Source organism: Streptomyces flaveus, from assembly GCF_014647675.1.
GTDB classification, from domain to species: domain Bacteria; phylum Actinomycetota; class Actinomycetes; order Streptomycetales; family Streptomycetaceae; genus Streptomyces; species Streptomyces flaveus.
Window position 1 is genome coordinate 31,385 of the sequence record NZ_BMPQ01000008.1, and the last position, 17,981, is coordinate 49,365.

Genomic DNA, 17,981 nt, shown 5'->3' on the forward strand with positions numbered 1-17,981 from the left:
GGGCCCCCCGCCGTGCCGCCCTGTGCCCGCGCCGACGGGGACCGGCGGATCATGCGCCGGCGGAGGCGGCACGGCGGGCCTGGCAGCAGCCCCGACGTCGGGCGCGCCCCGCCCGCCACTACGGCCACCGCCGGACGACGGCTTCGCCGGCGGACGCCCCCCTCGCCGGGTCTCGATCAGGCTCACGGCCCGCTCGGGCAGCCACGCGGACGCCGTACCACTGTCGTCGGAGCCGGAGCCGAACAGATGCGGGGCGAGCTGGGCCTGGAGGTCGGCCGGGTTGGGGCGGGCCGTGGCCTCCATCTGCATACAGGACTCGATCAGCGGGCGCAGTTCCTCCGGGAGGCCTTCGAGGTCCGGGCCCTCCCTGAGGAGCATGAAGACGGTCTCGACGGGGTTCGCGCCGTGGAAGGGGGCGTGGCCGGTGGCGGCGAACACGAGCATCGAGCCGAGCGAGAAGACATCGCTCGCGCCGGTCACGCTGCGTGAGTCCTTGGCCTGCTCGGGCGACATATAGGCGGGGGTGCCCACGGCGACGTTGGTCATCGTCAGCCGGGTGTTGGAGACACCGGACGCGATACCGAAGTCGATCACGCGCGGCCCGTCCTCGACCACCAGCACATTGGACGGCTTGAGGTCCCGGTGCACGAGCCCGGCACCATGGATGGACTGGAGCGCCTCCGCGACGCCCGCCGCCAGCCAGCGCACCGCCTGGGCCGGCATCGGCCCGCACTCGGTCACTATCTCCTCGAGCGAGGGCGCGGGCACGAACGCGGTGGCCAGCCACGGCACGGCCGCGCGCGGGTCGGCGTCGACCACGGCCGCCGTGTAGAAGCCGGACACGGCACGGGCCGCCTCGACCTCGCGCGCGAAGCGGACCCGGAACAGCTGGTCCTCGGCCAGTTCCGTACGGACCGTCTTGATCGCCACCCGCCGGCCCGAAGCCGAGCGCGCCAGATAGACCAGCCCCATGCCGCCGGCACCCAGCCGTCCCAGCACCTCGAACGGCCCGATCCGCCGCGGATCGTGCTGCGTCAGCTGATCCACCACTTGCCTGCCACCTCCCCGTACGCGGCTGTGTTTCCAGCCACTGCGCAGCGTCTCACCACCGAACCGCTCCGGCGGCACGCACTCCGATTCTTCCTGGCCCGGCCATCGGTTGCGAACCCGGGGCCGGACCTGGATGTCTCGGGGCGTTCCAGGACAAAAGCATCCTCAGCATTGGAGCACCGCGAAAGACGCCCCTTGATTGTCGGTGACGACCGCCACACTCCCGTACGACGTGTCGAAGGGCAGCGCCTGGATTCGGCCGCCCAGTCGCCTCACCGTACCGAGTGCGGCGTCACAGTCCTCCACCTGGAAGTGGACGAGGAAGGGGAATCCGGGCGTCGAGCCGGCAGGGGACGCCCTCCCCGAAACCGGCGTCGGCGGCAGACGGCCTGAATTCGGCCATACCGCCCAAGCTAATCGCCTTCCGCGCATCCCGCAGAGCAGTTGCACCCCATTTGCAGTCGGCCGAATCGCGCCCCGATCACCCCTCGGTAAGCTGACGTCATGACAGGACAAGTGCGTACCGTCGACGGCCGAGTGGCCGGACGGCGTGGGCAGGCGACTCGGCAGAAGCTGCTCGACTGCCTCAGCGAGATGCTCAGCTCGTCGCCCTACCGGGATGTCAAAGTCATTGACGTCGCGCGGAAAGCGGGCACGTCACCGGCGACCTTCTATCAGTACTTCCCGGACGTCGAGGGCGCCGTCCTGGAGATCGCCGAGCAAATGGCCGCGGAGGGCGCCGGGTTGACCGAGTTGCTCGAGGGACGTTCCTGGGCCGGCAAGGCGGGCTGGCAGACGGCCCAGGAACTCGTCGACGGCTTCCTCGACTTCTGGCGCAAAAACGATGCCATCCTGCGCGTCGTCGACCTGGGCGCCGCCGAGGGGGACAAACGGTTCTACAAGATCCGTATGAAGATCCTGAACTCCGTGAACAACTCCCTTACGAACACGGTCAAGGAGCTCCAGGCCAAGGGCAAGGTCGACAAGGACGTGAGCCCGGCGGCGATGGCCGGTTCGATCGTCGCGATGCTCGCGGCGGTGGCCTCGCACCAGAAGGGCTTCCAGTCCTGGGGCGTCAAGCAGGCCGAACTCAAGCCGAATCTGGCCCTGTTGGTACATATGGGCGTGACCGGCAAGAAGCCGACTAGATAGGTCATTCTGGTATCTGTTTGTTAGTTGTCAGTACGGTTTGGTACCCCCCACTGGCCCTCCACGCTTTCGTAGGCCCAAATCCTGTCAGGCAGACGGCAGTTCACTTCGGAGCTCGTTCCGGTGGACTGCCGTCCGTCGCGTTACGAGGCCGTCGGCGTCGTACGGGCCCCTCAGGCGTCGTACGGCCGTCGGCTCGTCCGGCCCGTCGGCGCCGTCCGGCCTGTCAACGTCGTACGAGCCGGAAGAGCCGTATCTCGCGAGCGACCCGTGCCTGGTACGTCGCGTACGGCGGCCAGAAGTCCAGCAGCGCTTTCCACACCGTGTCCCGTTCCTCGCCCCGCAGGAGATGGGCGGTGACCGAGATGTCCCTGCCCTTCCAGTTGATCTCCGCGTCGGGGTGGGCGAGGAGGTTGGCGGTCCAGGCGGGATGATCCGTACGCCCGAAGTTGGAGCCGATGAGAATCCAGGTTCCGTCGCTTTCCGGCATGCAGGCGAGCGGCGTACGCCGGGGCAGTCCGCTCTTCGCCCCGCGCGCCGTGAGGATGACGCCGGGCAGCAGCTGGGCGCTGAGCAGGACCTTTCCACGGGTGAGCCGGTGTACGGCGCGGTCGAGCGCGGGGACGACGCGTGGAGCGATCCGTGCGAAGGCCCGCGTCGAGGACACCTTCTGCACCACCCGGACTCCTATCGAAACGGCCATCAGACCGCCACCTCCCCGCCGCCGAACAGCCGCGCTTCCTCGGCCGCGTACGCCCGCAGCCGGTGCACGGGCCCGAAGAGCAGCTCGTCGCCGGCCGCCCGCTTGAAGTACAGATGCGCCTCGTGTTCCCAGGTGAACCCGATCCCACCGTGCAACTGCACACCCTCGGACGCGGTGGCGCGCAACGCCTCGAGAGCCTGCGCGAGCGCGAGCGGACCCACGCGCTCGTCGCTCGCGGCCGTCGCCCAGGCCGCGTAGTAGGCGGCCGAGCGGGCCGCCTGGACCTGCACATACAGGTCGGCCAGCCGGTGCTTGACCGCCTGGAACGACCCGATCGCCCGCCCGAACTGCTCCCGCTGCTTGACGTATTCGACGGTCCGCTCCAGTACGCGATCGGCTCCGCCGACGGCTTCGGCGGCGAGGACGGCGGCGGCGGTGTCCCCGACGCGGGCCAACACAGACAGCACGGACAGCACGTCCGCGTCCTGGTGGCCCAGCAACTCCGCGTCCACATCCCGGAGTTGGAGGCGGGCCTGCGGGCGGGTCGCGTCGAGGGACGTCTGCCGCATGCGTACGAGCCCGTCGGCCCCTGCCCGTACGAGGAACAGCAGCGTGCGGGAACGGGAGAACCCACCGCTGTGCGCGGCCACGACCAGCAACCCCGCACTGTGCCCGTCCAGCACCTGATCGACCTGCCCGTAGAGCCGCCAGGCGCCGTCTTCCGAGCGCTTGGCCTGTACGCCCCCCGCCCGGCCCCCGCCCGCCCAGTCGCCGTGGTTGTCGCCGGTCAGGCCGAGGGCGGTGGCGAGACATGTGCCCGGTACGGCGAGGGCGGCGGTGAGGGCGCCGGAGGCGAGGCGCGGGAGGAGGTTGCTTCGCTGCTCCTCGGTGCCGAGGGCGAGCAGCAGCGGCGCGGCCAGGACGGTGGTCGCGAGCAGGGGCGAGGGAGCGAGCACCCGGCCCGTCTCCTCGCAGGCGAGGGCGAGCTCGGTCACTGAGCAGCCGACACCGCCGTACGCCTCCGGAAGCGCGAGTCCGGGCAGGCCGAGCTGTTCGGCGAGGGTGGTCCACAGCGCGGGGTCGTGCCCGGCCGGGGTGTCGACGGCGGCCCGCAGTTCCTCCGCACCGCAGCGCTTGTGCAGCAGCTCGCGCAGGGTACGGCGGATCTCGTCCTGTTCGGCGGTGAAGCGGGCGTCCATGGCCACCTCCGGGACGACGGCCTGCAAGTGATGTGATCTGACGGTCCGTCATGTTAGGGCGGCGAGGCGGGGATGCCCAGAGGCACGACACCTGCCACTTCCCTCCGTATCTGATGTACCGTCAGATTCATGGTCATGGGAGCCCGGAGGAAAGTAGCCGTCGTCGGCGTGGCCCTCTCGGACTGCGGCCGTGTGGACGACGCGACCCCGTACGCGCTGCACGCCCAGGCGGCCCGCCGCGCCGTGGCCGACTCGGGCCTGGACCGGTCATTGGTGGACGGCTTCGCCTCGGCGGGCCTGGGCACCCTGGCCCCCGTCGAGGTCGCCGAGTACCTGGGCCTGCGCCCCACCTGGGTCGACTCGACCTCGGTCGGCGGCTCGACCTGGGAGGTCATGGCGGCCCACGCGGCGGACGCGATCGCCGCCGGGCACGCGAACGCGGTCCTGCTGGTGTACGGGTCCACGGCCCGCGCGGACATCAAGGCGGGCCGTCGTACCGGGAACCTGTCGTTCGGCGCACGGGGTCCGCTGCAGTTCGAGGTCCCGTACGGGCACACCCTGATCGCCAAGTACGCCATGGCCGCCCGCCGCCATATGCACCAGTACGGGACGACCCTGGAACAGCTGGCCTCCGTGGCCGTCCAGGCGCGGGCGAACGCCGCGCTGAACGACGAGGCGATGTTCCGCGATCCGATCACGGTCGAGGACGTCCTGTCCGGCCCGATGATCGCGGACCCCTTCACCAAGCTCCACTGCTGCATACGTTCCGACGGGGGCGCGGCTGTTCTTCTGGCGGCGGAGGAGTACGTACGCGACTGCCGTACGCCCCCCGTCTGGATCCTCGGCACCGGCGAACACGTCTCCCACACCACCATGTCCGAGTGGCCGGACTTCACGGTGTCCCCGGCGGCGGTGAGCGGAAAGCTGGCGTTCGAGCGAGCGGGAGTCCGCCCGGAGGAGGTGGACGTGGCCCAGCTCTACGACGCCTTCACGTACATGACGCTCGTAACGCTGGAGGACCTGGGCTTCTGCGAGAAGGGCGAGGGCGGCGCGTTCGTCGAGAAGGGCCGACTGATGGTGGGCGGGGACCTGCCGGTGAACACGGACGGAGGCGGGCTGTCGGCCCAACACCCGGGCATGCGGGGGCTGTTCTTGCTGGTGGAGGCGGTGCGGCAGTTGCGGGGGGAGGCGGGGGCGCGTCAAGTCCGGCGGAGAGATGGGGAGTTGCCCCAGCTGGCCGTCGCGTCCGGCACGGGTGGGTGGTTCTGCTCGTCGGGGACGGTGGTGCTGGGGCGGGGGTAAGGGTCGGGCGAACTCCTCGTTCGGGTGAACCGGGGGTGATCCACACTCCGAGGGTTACCGCGTGCATTAACTCTGCCCATGGCTCAGTCGGCACCCGGCCGAGCTGGACACGAGGGAGAGCGAATGAACGCGGCCAGCTGGGAGGAAGTCAAGCGCCGGGTGGACGAGCAGCGGAAGGCTGCGGGGATCCCGGTGCGGTCGCCCGAGGAGAAGCAGGCCGACAGGGAGCGGCTCCTCACCGAAGTGTGGGCCTACAAGCTCGCCGAGATCCGTCGTGAGCAGGGCCTCACCCAACGGGACATCGCCGACTCGATGGGGGTCTCCACGCCGCGGATCTCGGCGATCGAGCACGGCGAGATCGACCGTACGGAGGTGGCCACCCTGCGCGCCTACGTACGTGCCCTGGGCGGCGAGCTCCGGGTGGTGGCGGACTTCGGGGGTGCCGCGTACACGGTCGGCTGAGCCACGGCTGCCGGAGCGCTGATGGCCGAGGGCCGCATCTGCGGGTGTGGCTCACACATGTCGAAATACCGAGCAGTACGGGGCACGCTGACTCAGACGAGAATTGTCCGCACTGTCCGCATCCTGGAAGCCGGAGGAGACCGACATGGCCCTGAGTCGCGAAGAGCGTGAGCAGTTCCTGGCCGAGCCGCACGTCGCCGCGTTCGCGGTGGATGGCGGGGAGGGACGGGGTCCGGTCACCGTGCCGGTCTGGTACCAGTACGAATCCGACGGCACCGTATGGATCCTGATCGGGCTCGATTCCCGCAAGAACCGGCTGCTCGGCACGGCGGGCCGGTTCTCCCTGCTGGTCGACCGGCTCGAACCCACCATCCGGTACGTGTCGGTCGAGGGGCCGGTCATCGACACGACCCCCGCCACCATCGAGCACCTCCGGGAACTCGCCGCCCGTTACCTCCCGCCCGACAAGGTCGACGGCTACGTCGACTTCGCCTGGAAGGAGCACGGCGAGCAGGTGATCGTTCGCATGCGCCCCGAGCACTGGTTGTCGTCGGACCTCGGTTCGGTCTGAGGCGCGTCACGTATACGGGACATCACGTACGGGTCATCGCGCACGGAAGTCACGTACGGAACGTCATGCATGGAACGTGTGCGTGGCGAAGTCCCGTACCGGCCGATAGCCGATCCGCTGATACAGCGCGTTGCTGGTCGGATTGGCGAGGTCTGTGAAGAGCAGCACCTCGTCGGCGCCCGCGGCGAGCGCGGCGCGGCTGACCGCGGCGGTGGCGGCACTCGCGTAACCGCGGCCTCGCAGCGCGGGCGGGGTGTAGACGGGCGCGACGCGGATCTGCCCGGCGACCTTCGGGATGGCGCCCGCCATCGCGACGGGCGTGCCGTCCGGCGTCTCCCAGAACGTGATGCCGCCGTGGGCGATACGACCCTCGGCCCAGCGGTCCGGGTCGCGGTTGGCCTTTTGGCCGGTCGCCGCGCCGAACTCGGCGTGCCACCGTGCGACCAGCCCGTGGTCGTCCCCGGTGGCGAGCCTCGCCCTGCCGGGCGGGGCCGGCTCGGGTGGTGTGAGCGTGCCGAGCCGGTAGAGCCGCTGGTTCGTCGTGGGCTGGGCGGTGGCTCCGGTACGGCGTTCCCAGGCGGTCGCGAAGGCCGCGGCCGTGTCGGCGAGGCCGTTGACGCCGGGGAGTGGATGACCTGCCTCCGAGAGCCGCGCGGCGAGCGCGTCGGCGGCCTCGCGGGTGGTGGCGGTCAGGTTCAGTGGGTGCGGAGGTGTCCGCAGGGCGGTGGCCCGCACGGCACCGTCCCGGTCCGTGAGCCAGGCGAAGTGCGGCGGCTCCGGCCCGAAGGTGGCCGAGCCCGATCTGCCCAGCGCGTCGGTGACCGTCAACTGCACGGTGTGCAGGGCGGGTTCCGAGCGCAGGAAGCTCCCGGCGCGGTCGAGGAAGACCTCGAGGTCACGGGTGAGATGCCAGTCGGGCGAAACGGAAGCCATGCGCAATGGTCCCGTGGACCGCCCCGCCACGCTCGCGATTTATTCGAGTTTGCTGCGCGATGTCCGCCCGGTCACTCCAGCCGACCTGCTTTTCTGCTGGGGGTCCGGGGGCCCGCGGCGAAGCCGCTGATGTTATGGCCCCGGGAAAACGCAGCACTCCGGGCCCGAGTCGCCGCTTGCCCGGCATGCGGCCGCCCGTGACCGGCAGGATGCTCCGTCGCGCGATACTCGCCCTATGGAAACGGATCTTCACGAGCTTCTGCGTTCCCTGCGCGTGTGGGACACCGAGTTGCCCGTCTTCGACCCGGCCGAGGCGCCCGAGGAGCCGCTGCCCCTCTTCGCGCGGTGGCTCGCACAAGCCGTGACGGCCGGGCAGACCGAGCCGCACACGATGTCGCTCGCGACGTCGGACGAGGACGGTCTGCCCGACGTCCGCACGGTGATGCTGCACGGCGCCGACGCGAACGGCTGGTCCTTCGCCACCCACGCCACCAGCCGCAAGGGCCGCCACCTGGCCACCCGCCCCTACGCGGCCCTCGGCTTCTACTGGCCGGCCCAGGGCCGCCAGGTACGCGTACGCGGCCCGGTGACGCCCGCTTCACCGGAGGAGTCCCAGGCAGACCTGCACGCCCGCTCGACCGGCTCCCTGGCGGCGGCTCTGGTCGGCCACCAGAGCGAAGTGCTGGACTCCGTCGGGGAGTTGGCGCGCGCGTCGGAGTCCGCCTGGGAGCGGGCGCAACGGGAGCCGGAGGCCCAGGCTCCGTCCTGGACCTTGTACCTGGTCCGGCCGGACGAGGTGGAGTTCTTCCAGGGTGACGCCCGGCGACGGCACGTACGGCTCGACTATCGCCGTACGGAGGAGGGTTGGGCCAGGCAACTGCTGTGGCCGTGAGGACCACCGCCGCCAAAGTGCCGTATCTGGCAGCAGCGTCCCCGTCGAACGGCAGGGGGTCGAAGTCGGCGACCGCGACTCCCAGCTTCTCCATGCAGGCCGCTCTCGCAGCGGGGTTCTTGGCCATGGCCACACCCTGCTGCAACTCGGCGAATGTCACGGCGGTGAGCTCCGGCGCAGCGGGAAGGTCCTCCGAGCTGAGCACACCCAGATCGATGTAGGTACAGGTATCGAGGACGCCTTGGGGCGACGATCAGCCGCGCTTGCGCTCCCATGGGTCGTACTCGACGAGTTCATCGCTGCCGACGGCCTCGTCCGCCTCCGCTCGCATCTGCGCGTAGTCCACACGCGGCAGCGTCCGGTGCCGGGCAACGAGTTCCTCGGCGCTCAGCCGCCGCCGACGTGCCAGCGGACGCAGTTCGGCGACCTCTATGCCGTTACGCGCGATGTGGTACGTCTCGCCGGCCTCGACCGCGTCCATGACGGCGGCGGAGTTGGTGAGGAACTCCCGCTGGGTGATCGTCTTCATGAGCGCAATTGTCGCCCGCCGTGTCTCACTGTGCTACAGGCCGGAATCGCGTGGAGATGGGTCGGCGCGCCATGGAATCCCGTACGTCCGTACGCCTCACGCCCGGGGCCGGAACACCGGCACCACGACCTCCCCCGCCCCCTCTCCCGCCTCCCGAAACGCCACCTCAAGCCCCATCCCGACCCGCAGCGCGCCCTCCTCGCACTCCACCACCTCGGTCATCATCCGCGGCCCCTCGGCGAGATCGACGACGGCAGCGACGTACGGCGTACGACTCCCGAACGGCGGGAGATCGTTGCGGTGGACCACGGACCAGGTGTAGAGCGCGGCGCGCCCGCTCGCCCGCTCCCAGGCCACGTCCTCGCTCCAGCAGTACGGGCAGAACTCGCGGGGGTAGTGGTGAGCCCTCCCGCACTCCCCGCACCGCCGCACGAGCAACTCGCCACGGCCGGCCGCCTCCCAGTACGCACGCGTGAAGGCATCCACCTCTGGCTCATCGAACCGCGCCGCCCCCATCAGAAGAGCCCCAACGCGCTGTCCAGCGACCACGTCTGCCACGACATCCCGAACAGGGCCACCAGGGAAATCAGCGCCATCATCGAGTTCTGCCCCTGCTCGGCCCAGTCATGGATCATGAGGACGAGGTAGAGGAGGTTGAGGAGCAGGCCGCCGACCAGGGCGATCGGCGTCAGGAAGCCGACGACCAGGCCCAGCCCCAAGGCGAGTTCCGCATACACGACGACGTACGCCATGGCCCTCGGCCGAGGCGCGACGACGACGTCGAAGCCGCTGCGCACGGCGGTCCAACGGTGCTTCGCCGCGACATCCGCCGCCCAGGCGATCCCCGTCCCCCGCTCGAACCACCCCTTCTTGTCCTTGTGCCGCCAACTCTCCAGCCACCACAGCCCGAGCCCGATACGCAGCACGGCGCCCCATTCCGCACCGGTGAGCCAGATCGTGTCCATGCCCTCGGCTCCTCCCGCGCAAATCTGACGGTACGTCAGTTCAGCGCATGAGGTGCCCTCTGCGCAAGACATGCGGACACCCAGCGGCTCGACTATCGCCGTACGGAGGAGGGTTGGGCCAGGCAACTGCTGTGGCCGTGAGGACCCGGGGGCTGGTTCGTAAAAGTGTGACAGTTGGCGTCGAAGTGTCACACTTTTACGAACCAGCCCCCGCCTCCCCTACCCCGCAGCTCATCCCGGAGCGAGCGGCTGCGGCTCCGGATCCGTGGCGAGCCGTGCATGCAGGTGCTCATCCCGGAACGCGTCCCGTCGCCCCGCCTCGAACATCGCGCCGCGAAGTGTGCCCTCGAGAAGGAAGCCGCAGCGGTTCGCGATGCGGCAGGAGGTGTCGTGGCCGATGGCGTGGCCCAACTCCAGGCGGTGGAGGCCGAGTTCGGTGAGGGCCCAGCGGGAGGCGAGCACAAGTGCCCGCGTGGCGACCCGGTGGCCGCGGGCCTCTGGAAGGACCCAGTAGCCGACGCGGGCGCAGCGTGTGACGGTGTCGATCTCGTTGACGCCGATGTGGCCGAGCGTCGCGCCGCTCTCCGCGTCCGTGACACGGAAGGAGGCTGCGCTGCCGTCCGCCGCCTTCTCGGCCCGCGCGCGGAGCGCGTCCCGGGCGGTGTCGATGTCGGTGACCGTCTTCAGCGGCGTGTTCCAGCGCTGTAACACCGGGTCGGTCACGCCACACAGCCACGCCTCGACATCACGGTCGGACTCCGGGTCCCAGGCACACAACCGCAGTCCGTGGCCGTGCAGTTCGGGGAAAGGATTGACGAGGAACCGCTCGTGAATATGGGCCATCAGTCCATTGAATCCTGTACGTCTCCACGCCTCACGCCCGGGGCCGGAACACCGGCACCACGACCTCCCCCGCCCCCTCTCCCGCCTCCCGAAACGCCACCTCAAGCCCCATCCCGACCCGCAGCGCGCCCTCCTCGCACTCCACCACCTCGGTCATCATCCGCGGCCCCTCGGCGAGATCGACGACGGCAGCGACGTACGGCGTACGACTCCCGAACGGCGGGAGATCGTTGCGGTGGACCACGGACCAGGTGTAGAGCGCGGCGCGCCCGCGGATGCGCAGCGCTCACGCAAGACCATCAGGAGGGGAAACCCAAGGGGAGACCTACCCGTAGAGCTCGTCGAGGCCGACCAGCAGCACACCGCCCCGCGCGGCTTCAGTGCGCAGCGCATCGCTGAAGCCCGCGGCACTGAAGCACGCCAGCCTGCAGTGCGTGGTGTTCATTCCCCGCCCTGCGAGCAACAGAAACTCCGAACCCCGCGCGCTCGGACTGCAACCCAGGCCCGTTGCGGAAGTGCTGGTCGGGCTGTGAGTGGTGGGGTGGGCCGGTGTTAGCGTTCGGCCACATGGACGACGGCGTGTACGTGGGCAATGCGGGCAGGGACGCGGCGCTTGACCGCGGGTGGCTGCTCGGACACTTCAAGGGCGAGGGGGATCCTCGCCGGAGCGACGCGGTGGAGATCAAGTGGGGTGTCCACCCGAGTGGTGACCAGCGAGCGCAGTGGGTGCGGGGTGAGGAACGCACGGCCCTGCTGGTTCTCATCAGCGGTCGCTTCCGGGTCGAGCTTCCCGGCCGCAGCGTTCTGCTGGAACGCCAGGGCGACTACGTCGTGTGGGGCCACGGAGTGGACCACTCCTGGGTCGCGGAGGAGGAGTCGGTGGTGCTGACCGTGCGGTGGCCGTCCGTTCCCGGGTACGCGGTGCCGGAGAAGGAGCAGACGGCTTCGCGTACATGAACCTCATCGATAACCTCATCGATCGCGCACTCTGAGGCACCCGCACCACGAATCCCACCCACTCCTCCCACAGCCGTGATCGATTCGCAATCGATTCCGGGCTTGACCGATACCCATCAAGTGATGCGATGAATACGCTCAGGCACATGGCCGACTCTCCCGATGCGACGCGTTCTCCGGCGCACCACGCGGTGCCCTCCCACGAAGACCGACCCGTATACGTCATCGGTGGCGGCCCGGGCGGACTCTCCGCGGCGTACGCCCTGCGCGCCCAGGGCGTACGAGCCGTCGTACTGGAGAGATCCGAGCACGTCGGGGCGTCCTGGCGGCGGCATTACGACCGGCTGCATCTGCACACGACCCGGCGGTTGTCGTCCCTGCCGGGCCTTGCGATGCCGCGCTCGTTCGGGCGCTGGGTCTCGCGGGACAACGTGGTGCGGTATCTGGAGAAGTACGCGGAGCACCATGAGCTGGAGGTCGTGACGGGGGTCGAGGTTTCCCGCGTGGAGCCCGCCGCGGACGGCACCGGCTGGCTGTTGCGCGCCACCGGCGGTCGTGAGCTGACCGGCAGCGCGGTCGTGATCGCCACCGGCTACAACCACACGCCCCACGTGCCCGACTGGCCGGGCCGCGACGCGCACAAGGGCGAGCTGCTGCATGCCGGCCAGTACCGCAACGCCGCCCCCTACGCCGGCCGCGACGTCCTCGTCGTCGGCATCGGCAACACGGGTGCCGAGATCGCCGTCGACCTCGTTGAGGGCGGGGCCTCGCGCGTACGGCTTTCCGTGCGCACCGCGCCGCACATCCTGCGCCGGTCCACGGCCGGGTGGCCCGCCCAGCGCACCGGGATTCTCGTACGGCGGCTGCCGGTCGGTCTGGTGGACCGGCTGGCCGGGCCGGTGGGGAAGATCAGCGTGCCGGATCTGTCGGCCCACGGCCTGCCCCGGCCCGACACCGGGCTCTACTCCCGCGTGCACGAAGGCTCGATCCCGGTGCAGGATGTCGGCCTGATCGACGCCGTACGCAAGGGGCAGGTCGAGATCGTGGCCGCCGTCGACGGTTTCGAGGACGGCAAGGTCGTCCTCGCGAACGGCGACCGGATCGACCCGGACGTCGTCATCGCCGCGACCGGCTACCGGCGCGCCCTGGAGGACCTCGTCGGCCACCTCGGCGTCCTGGACGAACGCGGACGCCCGGTCGTCCACGGGCCCCGCACCCCGAAGAACGCCCCCGGCCTCTACTTCACCGGCTTCAGCAACCCCATCAGCGGCATGCTCCGCGAACTCGCCCTGGATGCCCAGAAGATCGCGAAGGCGATTGTGAAGGCGACTACCAAGGCGGGGGCGCGGGCACGGAGGTAGCGCCCGCGTCCGCGTGAGCTACCCCGCCCGCGTCGGTGCGGGCGGGGTAGCCCGCACGGCGAGCGGCAACGGGCATGGTGCGGGGCGCGACCCTCGCTTCCGGAGGGGCTGCCCCGCCCGGGACGTCCGGCGTGTCCCGCACATCCGGGGCATCCGACACTCCAGTCGGCCCGCGCGCCCGGTATCCGGGAGCCTAAGCGGCCTTGGTGAAGTCCGGTGCGGCACCGCGCCCCTAAAAGGAGGCCGCAGGCCTTCCTTTTAGGGGCGCGGGGCTGTATCTATATGCGGCTCCGCCGCGGGGCGCGACCAGCCACAACGCACCCGCAGCCGCGACACGACTGTCACCCCCACCCCCTGGCGGGGGTTAGGGGCGCGGGGCTGTGCCAATTTGCGGCTCCACCGCGATGGGGGTCCCCCCGCTCGAGCGCAGCCGAGAGTGGGGGAGCGACCAGCCCCCACCGGCCCGCACCCGAATCACTGCGCCTCCAGCGGAGCGCTTAGCCCCTCCGGATGCCAACCCGCCACGTTCCTGTGACGACCGTGGCGGGTACCAACCATGTGTCCGCCACAAGTTCTTTGCGTGCAGCCCGGTTCCTGACGAGGCGTCAGTTCAGTAATCTGACACTTCGTCAGTTATTGGCAGTCACACAGGAGCGGGCGGACCGATGCTTGGATCAACCCACGGCACCCTCACCACCGACTCCCGCCGGGCCCGGGTCATCGCCTGCGGCGAGCAACCGGCGCCTGCCGTGCACGGCAGGCCCGCCGCCACCGACGACCTCGACGTCAGCGGCCGGCCGCTGTACGCCGGCGTACCCGACCTCGACCGCTTCTTCCGCCCCGAGTCCGTGGCCGTCGTCGGCGCCTCGGACGCCGAGGGGCGGCCGAACACCGGCATCACCAGGCAGTTGCTCTCCTGGGCCGAGCGGGTCGGTGCCCGGCTGCACCCGGTGCACCCCACCCGTCAGTCCGTCTTCGGCATCTCCTGCGTCCCTTCTGTCGCGGACCTGCCCGAACAGGTCGATCTGGCCGTGCTGTTGGTCTCCGACCCCCTTCCCGTGATCGAGGAACTCGCCGAGACCAAGGTGAAGTTCGCGGTCGCCTTCGCCTCCGGATTCGCCGAGACCGGAGCGGAGGGCGCCGCCGCGCAGGCCCGCCTCGCCTCCGCCGTGGAACGCTCCGGGCTGCGACTGCTCGGGCCCAACACCAACCTCAACGCCTTCGAGAAGTTCCGCGACGACCTGGACGGGCCCGCGATCGCACTGATCACCCAGTCCGGACACCAAGGCCGTCCGGTCTTCACGATGCAGGAGCTGGGCGTACGGCTTTCGCACTGGGCGCCCACCGGCAACGAGGCCGACCTGGAGACCGCCGACTTCATCTCCTACTTCGCCGAGCAGCCGGAGGTCGGCGCCATCGCCTGCTACGTCGAAGGGCTGAAGGACGGCCGCTCCTTCATGCTCGCCGCCGACCGGGCCGCCCGGCGCGGTGTCCCCGTCGTCGCGGTCAAGGTCGGCCGCACCGAGACCGGCGCCCGCACGGCCGCCTCACACACCGGCAAGCTGACCGGCGCCGACGCGGTGGTGGACGCGGCGATGCGGCAGTACGGCGTGATCCGCGTCGACGGACTCGACGAACTCCAGGACACCGCGGCCCTGCTGGCCCGCGCCCGCCCCTTGAGCGCCGACGGAGTCGTCGTCTATTCGATCTCGGGCGGCACGGGCGCGCACTTCTCGGACCTGGCGACCGAGGCGGGACTGCGTCTGCCGCGGCTGTCGGACGCCAAGCAGGCCGAGCTGCACCAGTGGATACCGGAGTACCTCGACGTCGCCAACCCCGTCGACAATGGCGGGCACCCCGTGGGCGACTGGCGCGGGCGCAAGATCATCGATGCGATCCTCGACGACCCGGCGGTCGGCGTGCTGATCTGCCCGATCACCGGGCCCTTCCCGCCGATGAGCGACCAACTGGCGCAGGACCTGGTGGACGCGGCGGAACAGACGGACAAGCTGGTGTGCGTGGTGTGGGGATCGCCGGTCGGCACCGAGTCCGCGTACCGCGACACCTTGCTGGGCTCCTCGCGCGTCGCGACCTTCCGTACCTTCGCGAACTGCATCACGGCCGTCCGCGCCCACCTCGACCACGGCCGCTTCACCGCCTCGTACCGCTCCCCCTTCGACGAGGCGCCGCGCACGCACTCGCCCTCCTTCCGTAAGGCGCAGGCGCTGATGCGGCCGGGACAGCAGCTGAGCGAGCACGCGGCGAAGCAGCTTCTGCGGGCGTACGGAATCCGCGTACCCCGCGAGCAGTTGGTGACGAGCGCGGCGGCGGCCGTGCGGGCGGCCGGGCTCGTCGGCTACCCCGTCGTGATGAAGGCCTCCGGCGCGCAACTCGCCCACAAGACCGAACTGGGCCTGGTGAAGGTCGGGTTGACCTCCGCCAGTCAGGTCCGCGACGCCTACCGGGAGCTGACCGACATCGCCCGCTACGAGGGCGTCTCGCTCGACGGGGTCCTGGTGTGCCAGATGGTCGATCCCGGAGTCGAGATGGTCGTGGGCGTCACGCAGGACGATCTCTTCGGGCCGACCGTGACGGTCGGGCTCGGCGGCGTACTCGTGGAGGTGCTGCGGGACACGGCCGTACGCGTGCCGCCGTTCGGCGAGGAGCAGGCGCGGGCCATGCTCGGCGAGCTGCGCGGGCGGGCGCTGCTCGACGGGGTCCGCGGGCGCCCCCCGTCCGACCTCGACGCGCTGGTCGAGGTCGTGCTCCGGGTGCAGCGCATGGCGCTCGAACTCGACGGCGAGCTGGCGGAGCTCGACATCAACCCGCTGATGGTGCTGCCCAGGGGGCAAGGGGCCGTCGCGCTGGACGCGATGGCGGTGTGCCGCTGAGGCAAGCGACCCTCGCCACCGCCACGCCACCGCGCGGACGGCGCCCGCGATCACGCGTGCGGCGCCGACGATCCCCCATACGGTGCCCACGTCCCCGCGTACGGCGCCGGCGATTTCGCGAACGGCACCCTTCATCCCCCGTACGAAACGGAGTACCCCCATGTCCGACTCCCCCCGTGCTTCCCGCGAATCCCCTGACTCGTCCCACTCATCCCGGAGCGCCGGTCCCGACCAGCGCTCCGGCCCCGAAATTTCCCTCGATTCATTGGTACGGCACGCCACTGACAATCAGGTCGCGTGGATCACCCTCAATCGGCCCGAGGCGATGAACGCCATCACCTCTGACCAGCGAGAACGCCTGATCCAACTTTTTTCCGAAGCCTCCGCCGACCCGGACGTACGTGCCGTCGTACTCACCGCGACGGGCCGCGGTTTCTGTGCGGGCGCCGACCTGCGCGGCGGGCCACCCGCCGCGGAACGGGTCGCCGGCGATGTGGCCCGGGTCATCCGTCTCGGCGCCCAGCGCCTCATCGCCGCCGTCCTCGACTGCGAGAAACCGGTGATCGCCGCGGTGAACGGCACCGCGGCGGGCATCGGCGCACACCTCGCGTTCGCCTGCGACCTGGTGATAGCCGCCGAACCGGCCAGGTTCGTGGAGGTGTTCGTACGGCGCGGTCTGGTCCCCGACGGGGGCGGCGCGTACCTCCTCCCCCGGTTGATCGGACCGCAGCGGGCCAAGGAGCTGATGTTCTTCGGCGACGCGCTGAGTGCCTCGGACGCGGAACGCCTCGGGCTCGTCAATCGCGTCGTACCGGCGGAGGAGCTGGAGAAGACGGCCCGCGAGTGGGCCGAACGCCTCGCCGCCGGGCCGACCCGGGCCCTCGCTCTGACGAAGCAGCTCGTGAACGCGTCCCTGGACGTCGACCGTGCCACCGCGTTCGCGGCCGAGGCCGCCGCGCAGGAGATCAATATGACGACGGCGGACGCGAAGGAAGGGGTGACGGCGTTCGTGGAGCGGCGCGGGGCCGAGTTCAGGGGACGTTGAGGGCAGCGGGCGCTGAGGGTGCGGGCGCTGGGGTTCAGAGGGTTCCTATCTGACGGTCCGTCAGGTTCAATGGAGGGCGTGATGGGACATGCAGGGATGGCCGCCGCTGCCGTCCGCTACCTCAGGTCTACCGGGGCCTCCACCGCAGAGGGGCCCGTCGAAGCCCTGCCGCGGCCGGATCTGCGCGCTGTCGGGGACGATGAGCGGGCGCCGGTCGATCAGGGCGAATTCCGGCGCGTACTGGGGAACTTCGCGACCGGGGTGACCGTTGTCACCGCACCCGCCGCCGACGGCGAGGGCGGCCCCGCCGGTTTCGCCTGCCAGTCCTTCTCCTCCCTCTCCCTCGATCCGCCACTGGTCGCGTTCATGGTCGCGCGTACGTCGACGACGTGGCCGCGGATCGCTCACGCGGGCGTGTTCTGCGTGAACGTACTGGGGGCGCACCAGGGCGAGTTGTGCCGCGGGTTCGCGGTGAGCGGGGCGGACAAGTTCGCGGGGGTCACCTATGACGCGGCGCCGGTGTCCGGGTCGCCTCGGCTGGACGGGGCGCTCGCGTGGATCGACTGCACGATCCACGCCGTGCACACCGGCGGGGACCATCTGATTGTGGTGGGGCGGGTGGAGGCGCTGGGGACGACCGACGGCGATGACGCTCCACTGCTGTTCCATCGGGGGAAGTTCGGGCAGTTCACGCTCTGACACCGAGCATCGTCCGCCACCCGATCGAGTGCACCTCTCGTGATCTTCGAGCACGCAGGCTAGGCTGTTCATAACGTCGCTGTTATGACGTGGGGTGAAGTAGAACTCGAGCCGGAGGTGGAGCGATGGTTCCTCGGGCTAACAGACAACCATCGCGGTACGGTCGCGTTCTACGTCGACCTTCTGGCCAATCGCGGACCGCTGCTCGGCGAACCGTACACGCGGCAGCTGGACGGCAAGCTCCGGGAGCTGCGTTTCCACTTGAACACGGACTCGGTCCGGATCACCTACTGGATCGCGTCAGGGCGCCGGATCATCCTGCTGACCGTGTTCCGCAAGCAGCGAATGCGGGAGTTCGGCGAGGTCGAACGTGCCCGGCGGGCCCTCGCCCGGTGCGTCGACGAGCAGCACAGCACGGACGAGGAGTGAG

Annotated in this window: 19 protein-coding genes and 2 pseudogenes; 11 read left to right on the forward strand and 10 right to left on the reverse strand. The window is 70.3% G+C overall.

Translation table 11 applies throughout. The annotated features are described in order from the left end of the window. A partial coding sequence (locus tag IEZ21_RS47640; protein WP_246567858.1) for a serine/threonine-protein kinase occupies positions 1 to 1,050 on the reverse strand: 1,050 nt, incomplete at its 3' end. Between the two features lie 165 nt (positions 1,051 to 1,215). Next, positions 1,216 to 1,449, reverse strand: a pseudogene (locus tag IEZ21_RS47645) (VOC family protein); the annotation flags it as partial. Positions 1,450 to 1,554: 105 nt separating this feature from the next. On the opposite strand from IEZ21_RS47645, the gene IEZ21_RS18095 reads away from it, so the two are divergent. After that, on the forward strand, positions 1,555 to 2,202 hold the full coding sequence (locus tag IEZ21_RS18095; protein WP_078491924.1) for a TetR family transcriptional regulator: 648 nt from the start codon (positions 1,555 to 1,557) through the stop codon (positions 2,200 to 2,202). Between the two features lie 223 nt (positions 2,203 to 2,425). Here the strand turns inward: IEZ21_RS18095 and IEZ21_RS18100 are convergent, their stop codons facing one another. Together IEZ21_RS18100 and IEZ21_RS18105 are read right to left on the reverse strand one after the other, a co-directional pair. Continuing rightward, on the reverse strand, positions 2,426 to 2,902 hold the full coding sequence (locus IEZ21_RS18100; protein WP_189322951.1) for a nitroreductase family deazaflavin-dependent oxidoreductase: 477 nt from the start codon (positions 2,900 to 2,902) through the stop codon (positions 2,426 to 2,428). Then, positions 2,902 to 4,101, reverse strand: coding sequence for an acyl-CoA dehydrogenase family protein (locus IEZ21_RS18105; protein ID WP_189323186.1), 1,200 nt, complete (start codon positions 4,099 to 4,101; stop codon positions 2,902 to 2,904). Before IEZ21_RS18105 ends, IEZ21_RS18100 begins: the two co-directional genes overlap by 1 nt. Positions 4,102 to 4,236: 135 nt before the next feature. Here IEZ21_RS18105 and IEZ21_RS18110 point away from each other — a divergent pair, with 135 nt between their 5' ends. The 3 genes from IEZ21_RS18110 to IEZ21_RS18120 all read left to right on the forward strand — a co-directional run bounded on the left by IEZ21_RS18110 (position 4,237) and on the right by IEZ21_RS18120 (position 6,436). Further along, on the forward strand, positions 4,237 to 5,403 hold the full coding sequence (locus IEZ21_RS18110; protein WP_373302247.1) for a thiolase C-terminal domain-containing protein: 1,167 nt from the start codon (positions 4,237 to 4,239) through the stop codon (positions 5,401 to 5,403). A gap of 123 nt (positions 5,404 to 5,526) precedes the next feature. Then, positions 5,527 to 5,865, forward strand: coding sequence for an XRE family transcriptional regulator (locus IEZ21_RS18115; RefSeq protein WP_189322953.1), 339 nt, complete (start codon positions 5,527 to 5,529; stop codon positions 5,863 to 5,865). A 145-nt stretch (positions 5,866 to 6,010) separates the two neighbouring features. After that, positions 6,011 to 6,436, forward strand: coding sequence for a pyridoxamine 5'-phosphate oxidase family protein (locus tag IEZ21_RS18120; protein WP_189322954.1), 426 nt, complete (start codon positions 6,011 to 6,013; stop codon positions 6,434 to 6,436). 63 nt (positions 6,437 to 6,499) lie between these two features. Here the strand turns inward: IEZ21_RS18120 and IEZ21_RS18125 are convergent, their stop codons facing one another. After that, positions 6,500 to 7,369 (reverse strand): GNAT family N-acetyltransferase, encoded by an 870-nt coding sequence (locus IEZ21_RS18125; RefSeq protein WP_189322955.1) that lies wholly within the window; start codon positions 7,367 to 7,369, stop codon positions 6,500 to 6,502. A gap of 235 nt (positions 7,370 to 7,604) precedes the next feature. Between IEZ21_RS18125 and IEZ21_RS18130 the strand changes: the two genes are divergently transcribed. After that, positions 7,605 to 8,261, forward strand: a complete 657-nt coding sequence (locus tag IEZ21_RS18130; RefSeq protein ID WP_189322956.1) for a pyridoxine/pyridoxamine 5'-phosphate oxidase — start codon at positions 7,605 to 7,607, stop codon at positions 8,259 to 8,261. A gap of 253 nt (positions 8,262 to 8,514) precedes the next feature. Here the strand turns inward: IEZ21_RS18130 and IEZ21_RS18135 are convergent, their stop codons facing one another. The 5 genes and pseudogenes from IEZ21_RS18135 to IEZ21_RS18155 all read right to left on the reverse strand — a co-directional run. Further along, the gene (locus IEZ21_RS18135) at positions 8,515 to 8,790 is read right to left on the reverse strand and encodes a type II toxin-antitoxin system Phd/YefM family antitoxin (RefSeq protein WP_189322957.1); all 276 of its coding nucleotides are present in this window, start codon (positions 8,788 to 8,790) and stop codon (positions 8,515 to 8,517) included. Between the two features lie 96 nt (positions 8,791 to 8,886). After that, complete coding sequence (locus tag IEZ21_RS18140; RefSeq protein WP_189322958.1) at positions 8,887 to 9,306, reverse strand: Zn-ribbon domain-containing OB-fold protein; 420 nt, start codon at positions 9,304 to 9,306, stop codon at positions 8,887 to 8,889. After that, positions 9,306 to 9,755, reverse strand: a complete 450-nt coding sequence (locus IEZ21_RS18145) for a DoxX family protein (RefSeq protein ID WP_189322959.1) — start codon at positions 9,753 to 9,755, stop codon at positions 9,306 to 9,308. The genes IEZ21_RS18140 and IEZ21_RS18145 overlap by 1 nt, the downstream gene beginning before the upstream one ends. A 231-nt stretch (positions 9,756 to 9,986) precedes the next feature. Then, a complete protein-coding gene (locus IEZ21_RS18150; RefSeq protein WP_189322960.1) occupies positions 9,987 to 10,598 on the reverse strand; it encodes a GNAT family N-acetyltransferase in 612 nt (203 codons plus the stop codon). A 31-nt stretch (positions 10,599 to 10,629) separates the two neighbouring features. Next, positions 10,630 to 10,878: pseudogene (locus IEZ21_RS18155) on the reverse strand (Zn-ribbon domain-containing OB-fold protein); the annotation flags it as partial. A 287-nt stretch (positions 10,879 to 11,165) separates the two neighbouring features. On the opposite strand from IEZ21_RS18155, the gene IEZ21_RS18160 reads away from it, so the two are divergent. The 6 genes from IEZ21_RS18160 to IEZ21_RS18185 all read left to right on the forward strand — a co-directional run bounded on the left by IEZ21_RS18160 (position 11,166) and on the right by IEZ21_RS18185 (position 17,980). Next, positions 11,166 to 11,555 carry a cupin domain-containing protein gene (locus IEZ21_RS18160; RefSeq protein ID WP_033321953.1) on the forward strand — a complete coding sequence of 130 codons (390 nt, stop codon included), beginning with the start codon at positions 11,166 to 11,168 and terminating at the stop codon, positions 11,553 to 11,555. A gap of 146 nt (positions 11,556 to 11,701) precedes the next feature. Beyond that, positions 11,702 to 12,916 (forward strand): flavin-containing monooxygenase, encoded by a 1,215-nt coding sequence (locus tag IEZ21_RS18165; RefSeq protein WP_189322961.1) that lies wholly within the window; start codon positions 11,702 to 11,704, stop codon positions 12,914 to 12,916. A gap of 665 nt (positions 12,917 to 13,581) precedes the next feature. After that, on the forward strand, positions 13,582 to 15,807 hold the full coding sequence (locus IEZ21_RS18170; RefSeq protein ID WP_189322962.1) for an acetate--CoA ligase family protein: 2,226 nt from the start codon (positions 13,582 to 13,584) through the stop codon (positions 15,805 to 15,807). A gap of 160 nt (positions 15,808 to 15,967) precedes the next feature. Next, on the forward strand, positions 15,968 to 16,852 hold the full coding sequence (locus IEZ21_RS18175) for an enoyl-CoA hydratase/isomerase family protein (protein ID WP_189322963.1): 885 nt from the start codon (positions 15,968 to 15,970) through the stop codon (positions 16,850 to 16,852). 81 nt (positions 16,853 to 16,933) lie between these two features. Further along, the gene (locus IEZ21_RS18180) at positions 16,934 to 17,551 is read left to right on the forward strand and encodes a flavin reductase family protein (RefSeq protein WP_189322964.1); all 618 of its coding nucleotides are present in this window, start codon (positions 16,934 to 16,936) and stop codon (positions 17,549 to 17,551) included. Between the two features lie 84 nt (positions 17,552 to 17,635). Then, positions 17,636 to 17,980 carry a type II toxin-antitoxin system RelE/ParE family toxin gene (locus IEZ21_RS18185; RefSeq protein WP_189322965.1) on the forward strand — a complete coding sequence of 115 codons (345 nt, stop codon included), beginning with the start codon at positions 17,636 to 17,638 and terminating at the stop codon, positions 17,978 to 17,980. The last annotated feature ends 1 nt before the right edge of the window (position 17,981 follow it).

Bases quoted from the DNA above. Each gene is read 5' to 3' on its own strand.
- IEZ21_RS18150 (WP_189322960.1), bottom strand. From the start codon at position 10,598: ATGGCCCATATTCACGAGCGGTTCCTCGTCAATCCTTTCCCCGAACTG.
- IEZ21_RS18170 (WP_189322962.1), top strand. From the start codon at position 13,582: ATGCTTGGATCAACCCACGGCACCCTCACCACCGACTCCCGCCGGGCC.
- IEZ21_RS18165 (WP_189322961.1), top strand. From the start codon at position 11,702: ATGGCCGACTCTCCCGATGCGACGCGTTCTCCGGCGCACCACGCGGTG.
- IEZ21_RS18120 (WP_189322954.1), top strand. From the start codon at position 6,011: ATGGCCCTGAGTCGCGAAGAGCGTGAGCAGTTCCTGGCCGAGCCGCAC.
- IEZ21_RS18135 (WP_189322957.1), bottom strand. From the start codon at position 8,790: ATGAAGACGATCACCCAGCGGGAGTTCCTCACCAACTCCGCCGCCGTC.
- IEZ21_RS18180 (WP_189322964.1), top strand. From the start codon at position 16,934: ATGGGACATGCAGGGATGGCCGCCGCTGCCGTCCGCTACCTCAGGTCT.
- IEZ21_RS18175 (WP_189322963.1), top strand. From the start codon at position 15,968: ATGTCCGACTCCCCCCGTGCTTCCCGCGAATCCCCTGACTCGTCCCAC.
- IEZ21_RS18115 (WP_189322953.1), top strand. From the start codon at position 5,527: ATGAACGCGGCCAGCTGGGAGGAAGTCAAGCGCCGGGTGGACGAGCAG.
- IEZ21_RS18130 (WP_189322956.1), top strand. From the start codon at position 7,605: ATGGAAACGGATCTTCACGAGCTTCTGCGTTCCCTGCGCGTGTGGGAC.
- IEZ21_RS18160 (WP_033321953.1), top strand. From the start codon at position 11,166: ATGGACGACGGCGTGTACGTGGGCAATGCGGGCAGGGACGCGGCGCTT.
- IEZ21_RS18185 (WP_189322965.1), top strand. From the start codon at position 17,636: ATGACGTGGGGTGAAGTAGAACTCGAGCCGGAGGTGGAGCGATGGTTC.
- IEZ21_RS18095 (WP_078491924.1), top strand. From the start codon at position 1,555: ATGACAGGACAAGTGCGTACCGTCGACGGCCGAGTGGCCGGACGGCGT.
- IEZ21_RS18140 (WP_189322958.1), bottom strand. From the start codon at position 9,306: ATGGGGGCGGCGCGGTTCGATGAGCCAGAGGTGGATGCCTTCACGCGT.
- IEZ21_RS18110 (WP_373302247.1), top strand. From the start codon at position 4,237: ATGGGAGCCCGGAGGAAAGTAGCCGTCGTCGGCGTGGCCCTCTCGGAC.
- IEZ21_RS18145 (WP_189322959.1), bottom strand. From the start codon at position 9,755: ATGGACACGATCTGGCTCACCGGTGCGGAATGGGGCGCCGTGCTGCGT.
- IEZ21_RS18100 (WP_189322951.1), bottom strand. From the start codon at position 2,902: ATGGCCGTTTCGATAGGAGTCCGGGTGGTGCAGAAGGTGTCCTCGACG.
- IEZ21_RS18105 (WP_189323186.1), bottom strand. From the start codon at position 4,101: ATGGACGCCCGCTTCACCGCCGAACAGGACGAGATCCGCCGTACCCTG.
- IEZ21_RS18125 (WP_189322955.1), bottom strand. From the start codon at position 7,369: ATGGCTTCCGTTTCGCCCGACTGGCATCTCACCCGTGACCTCGAGGTC.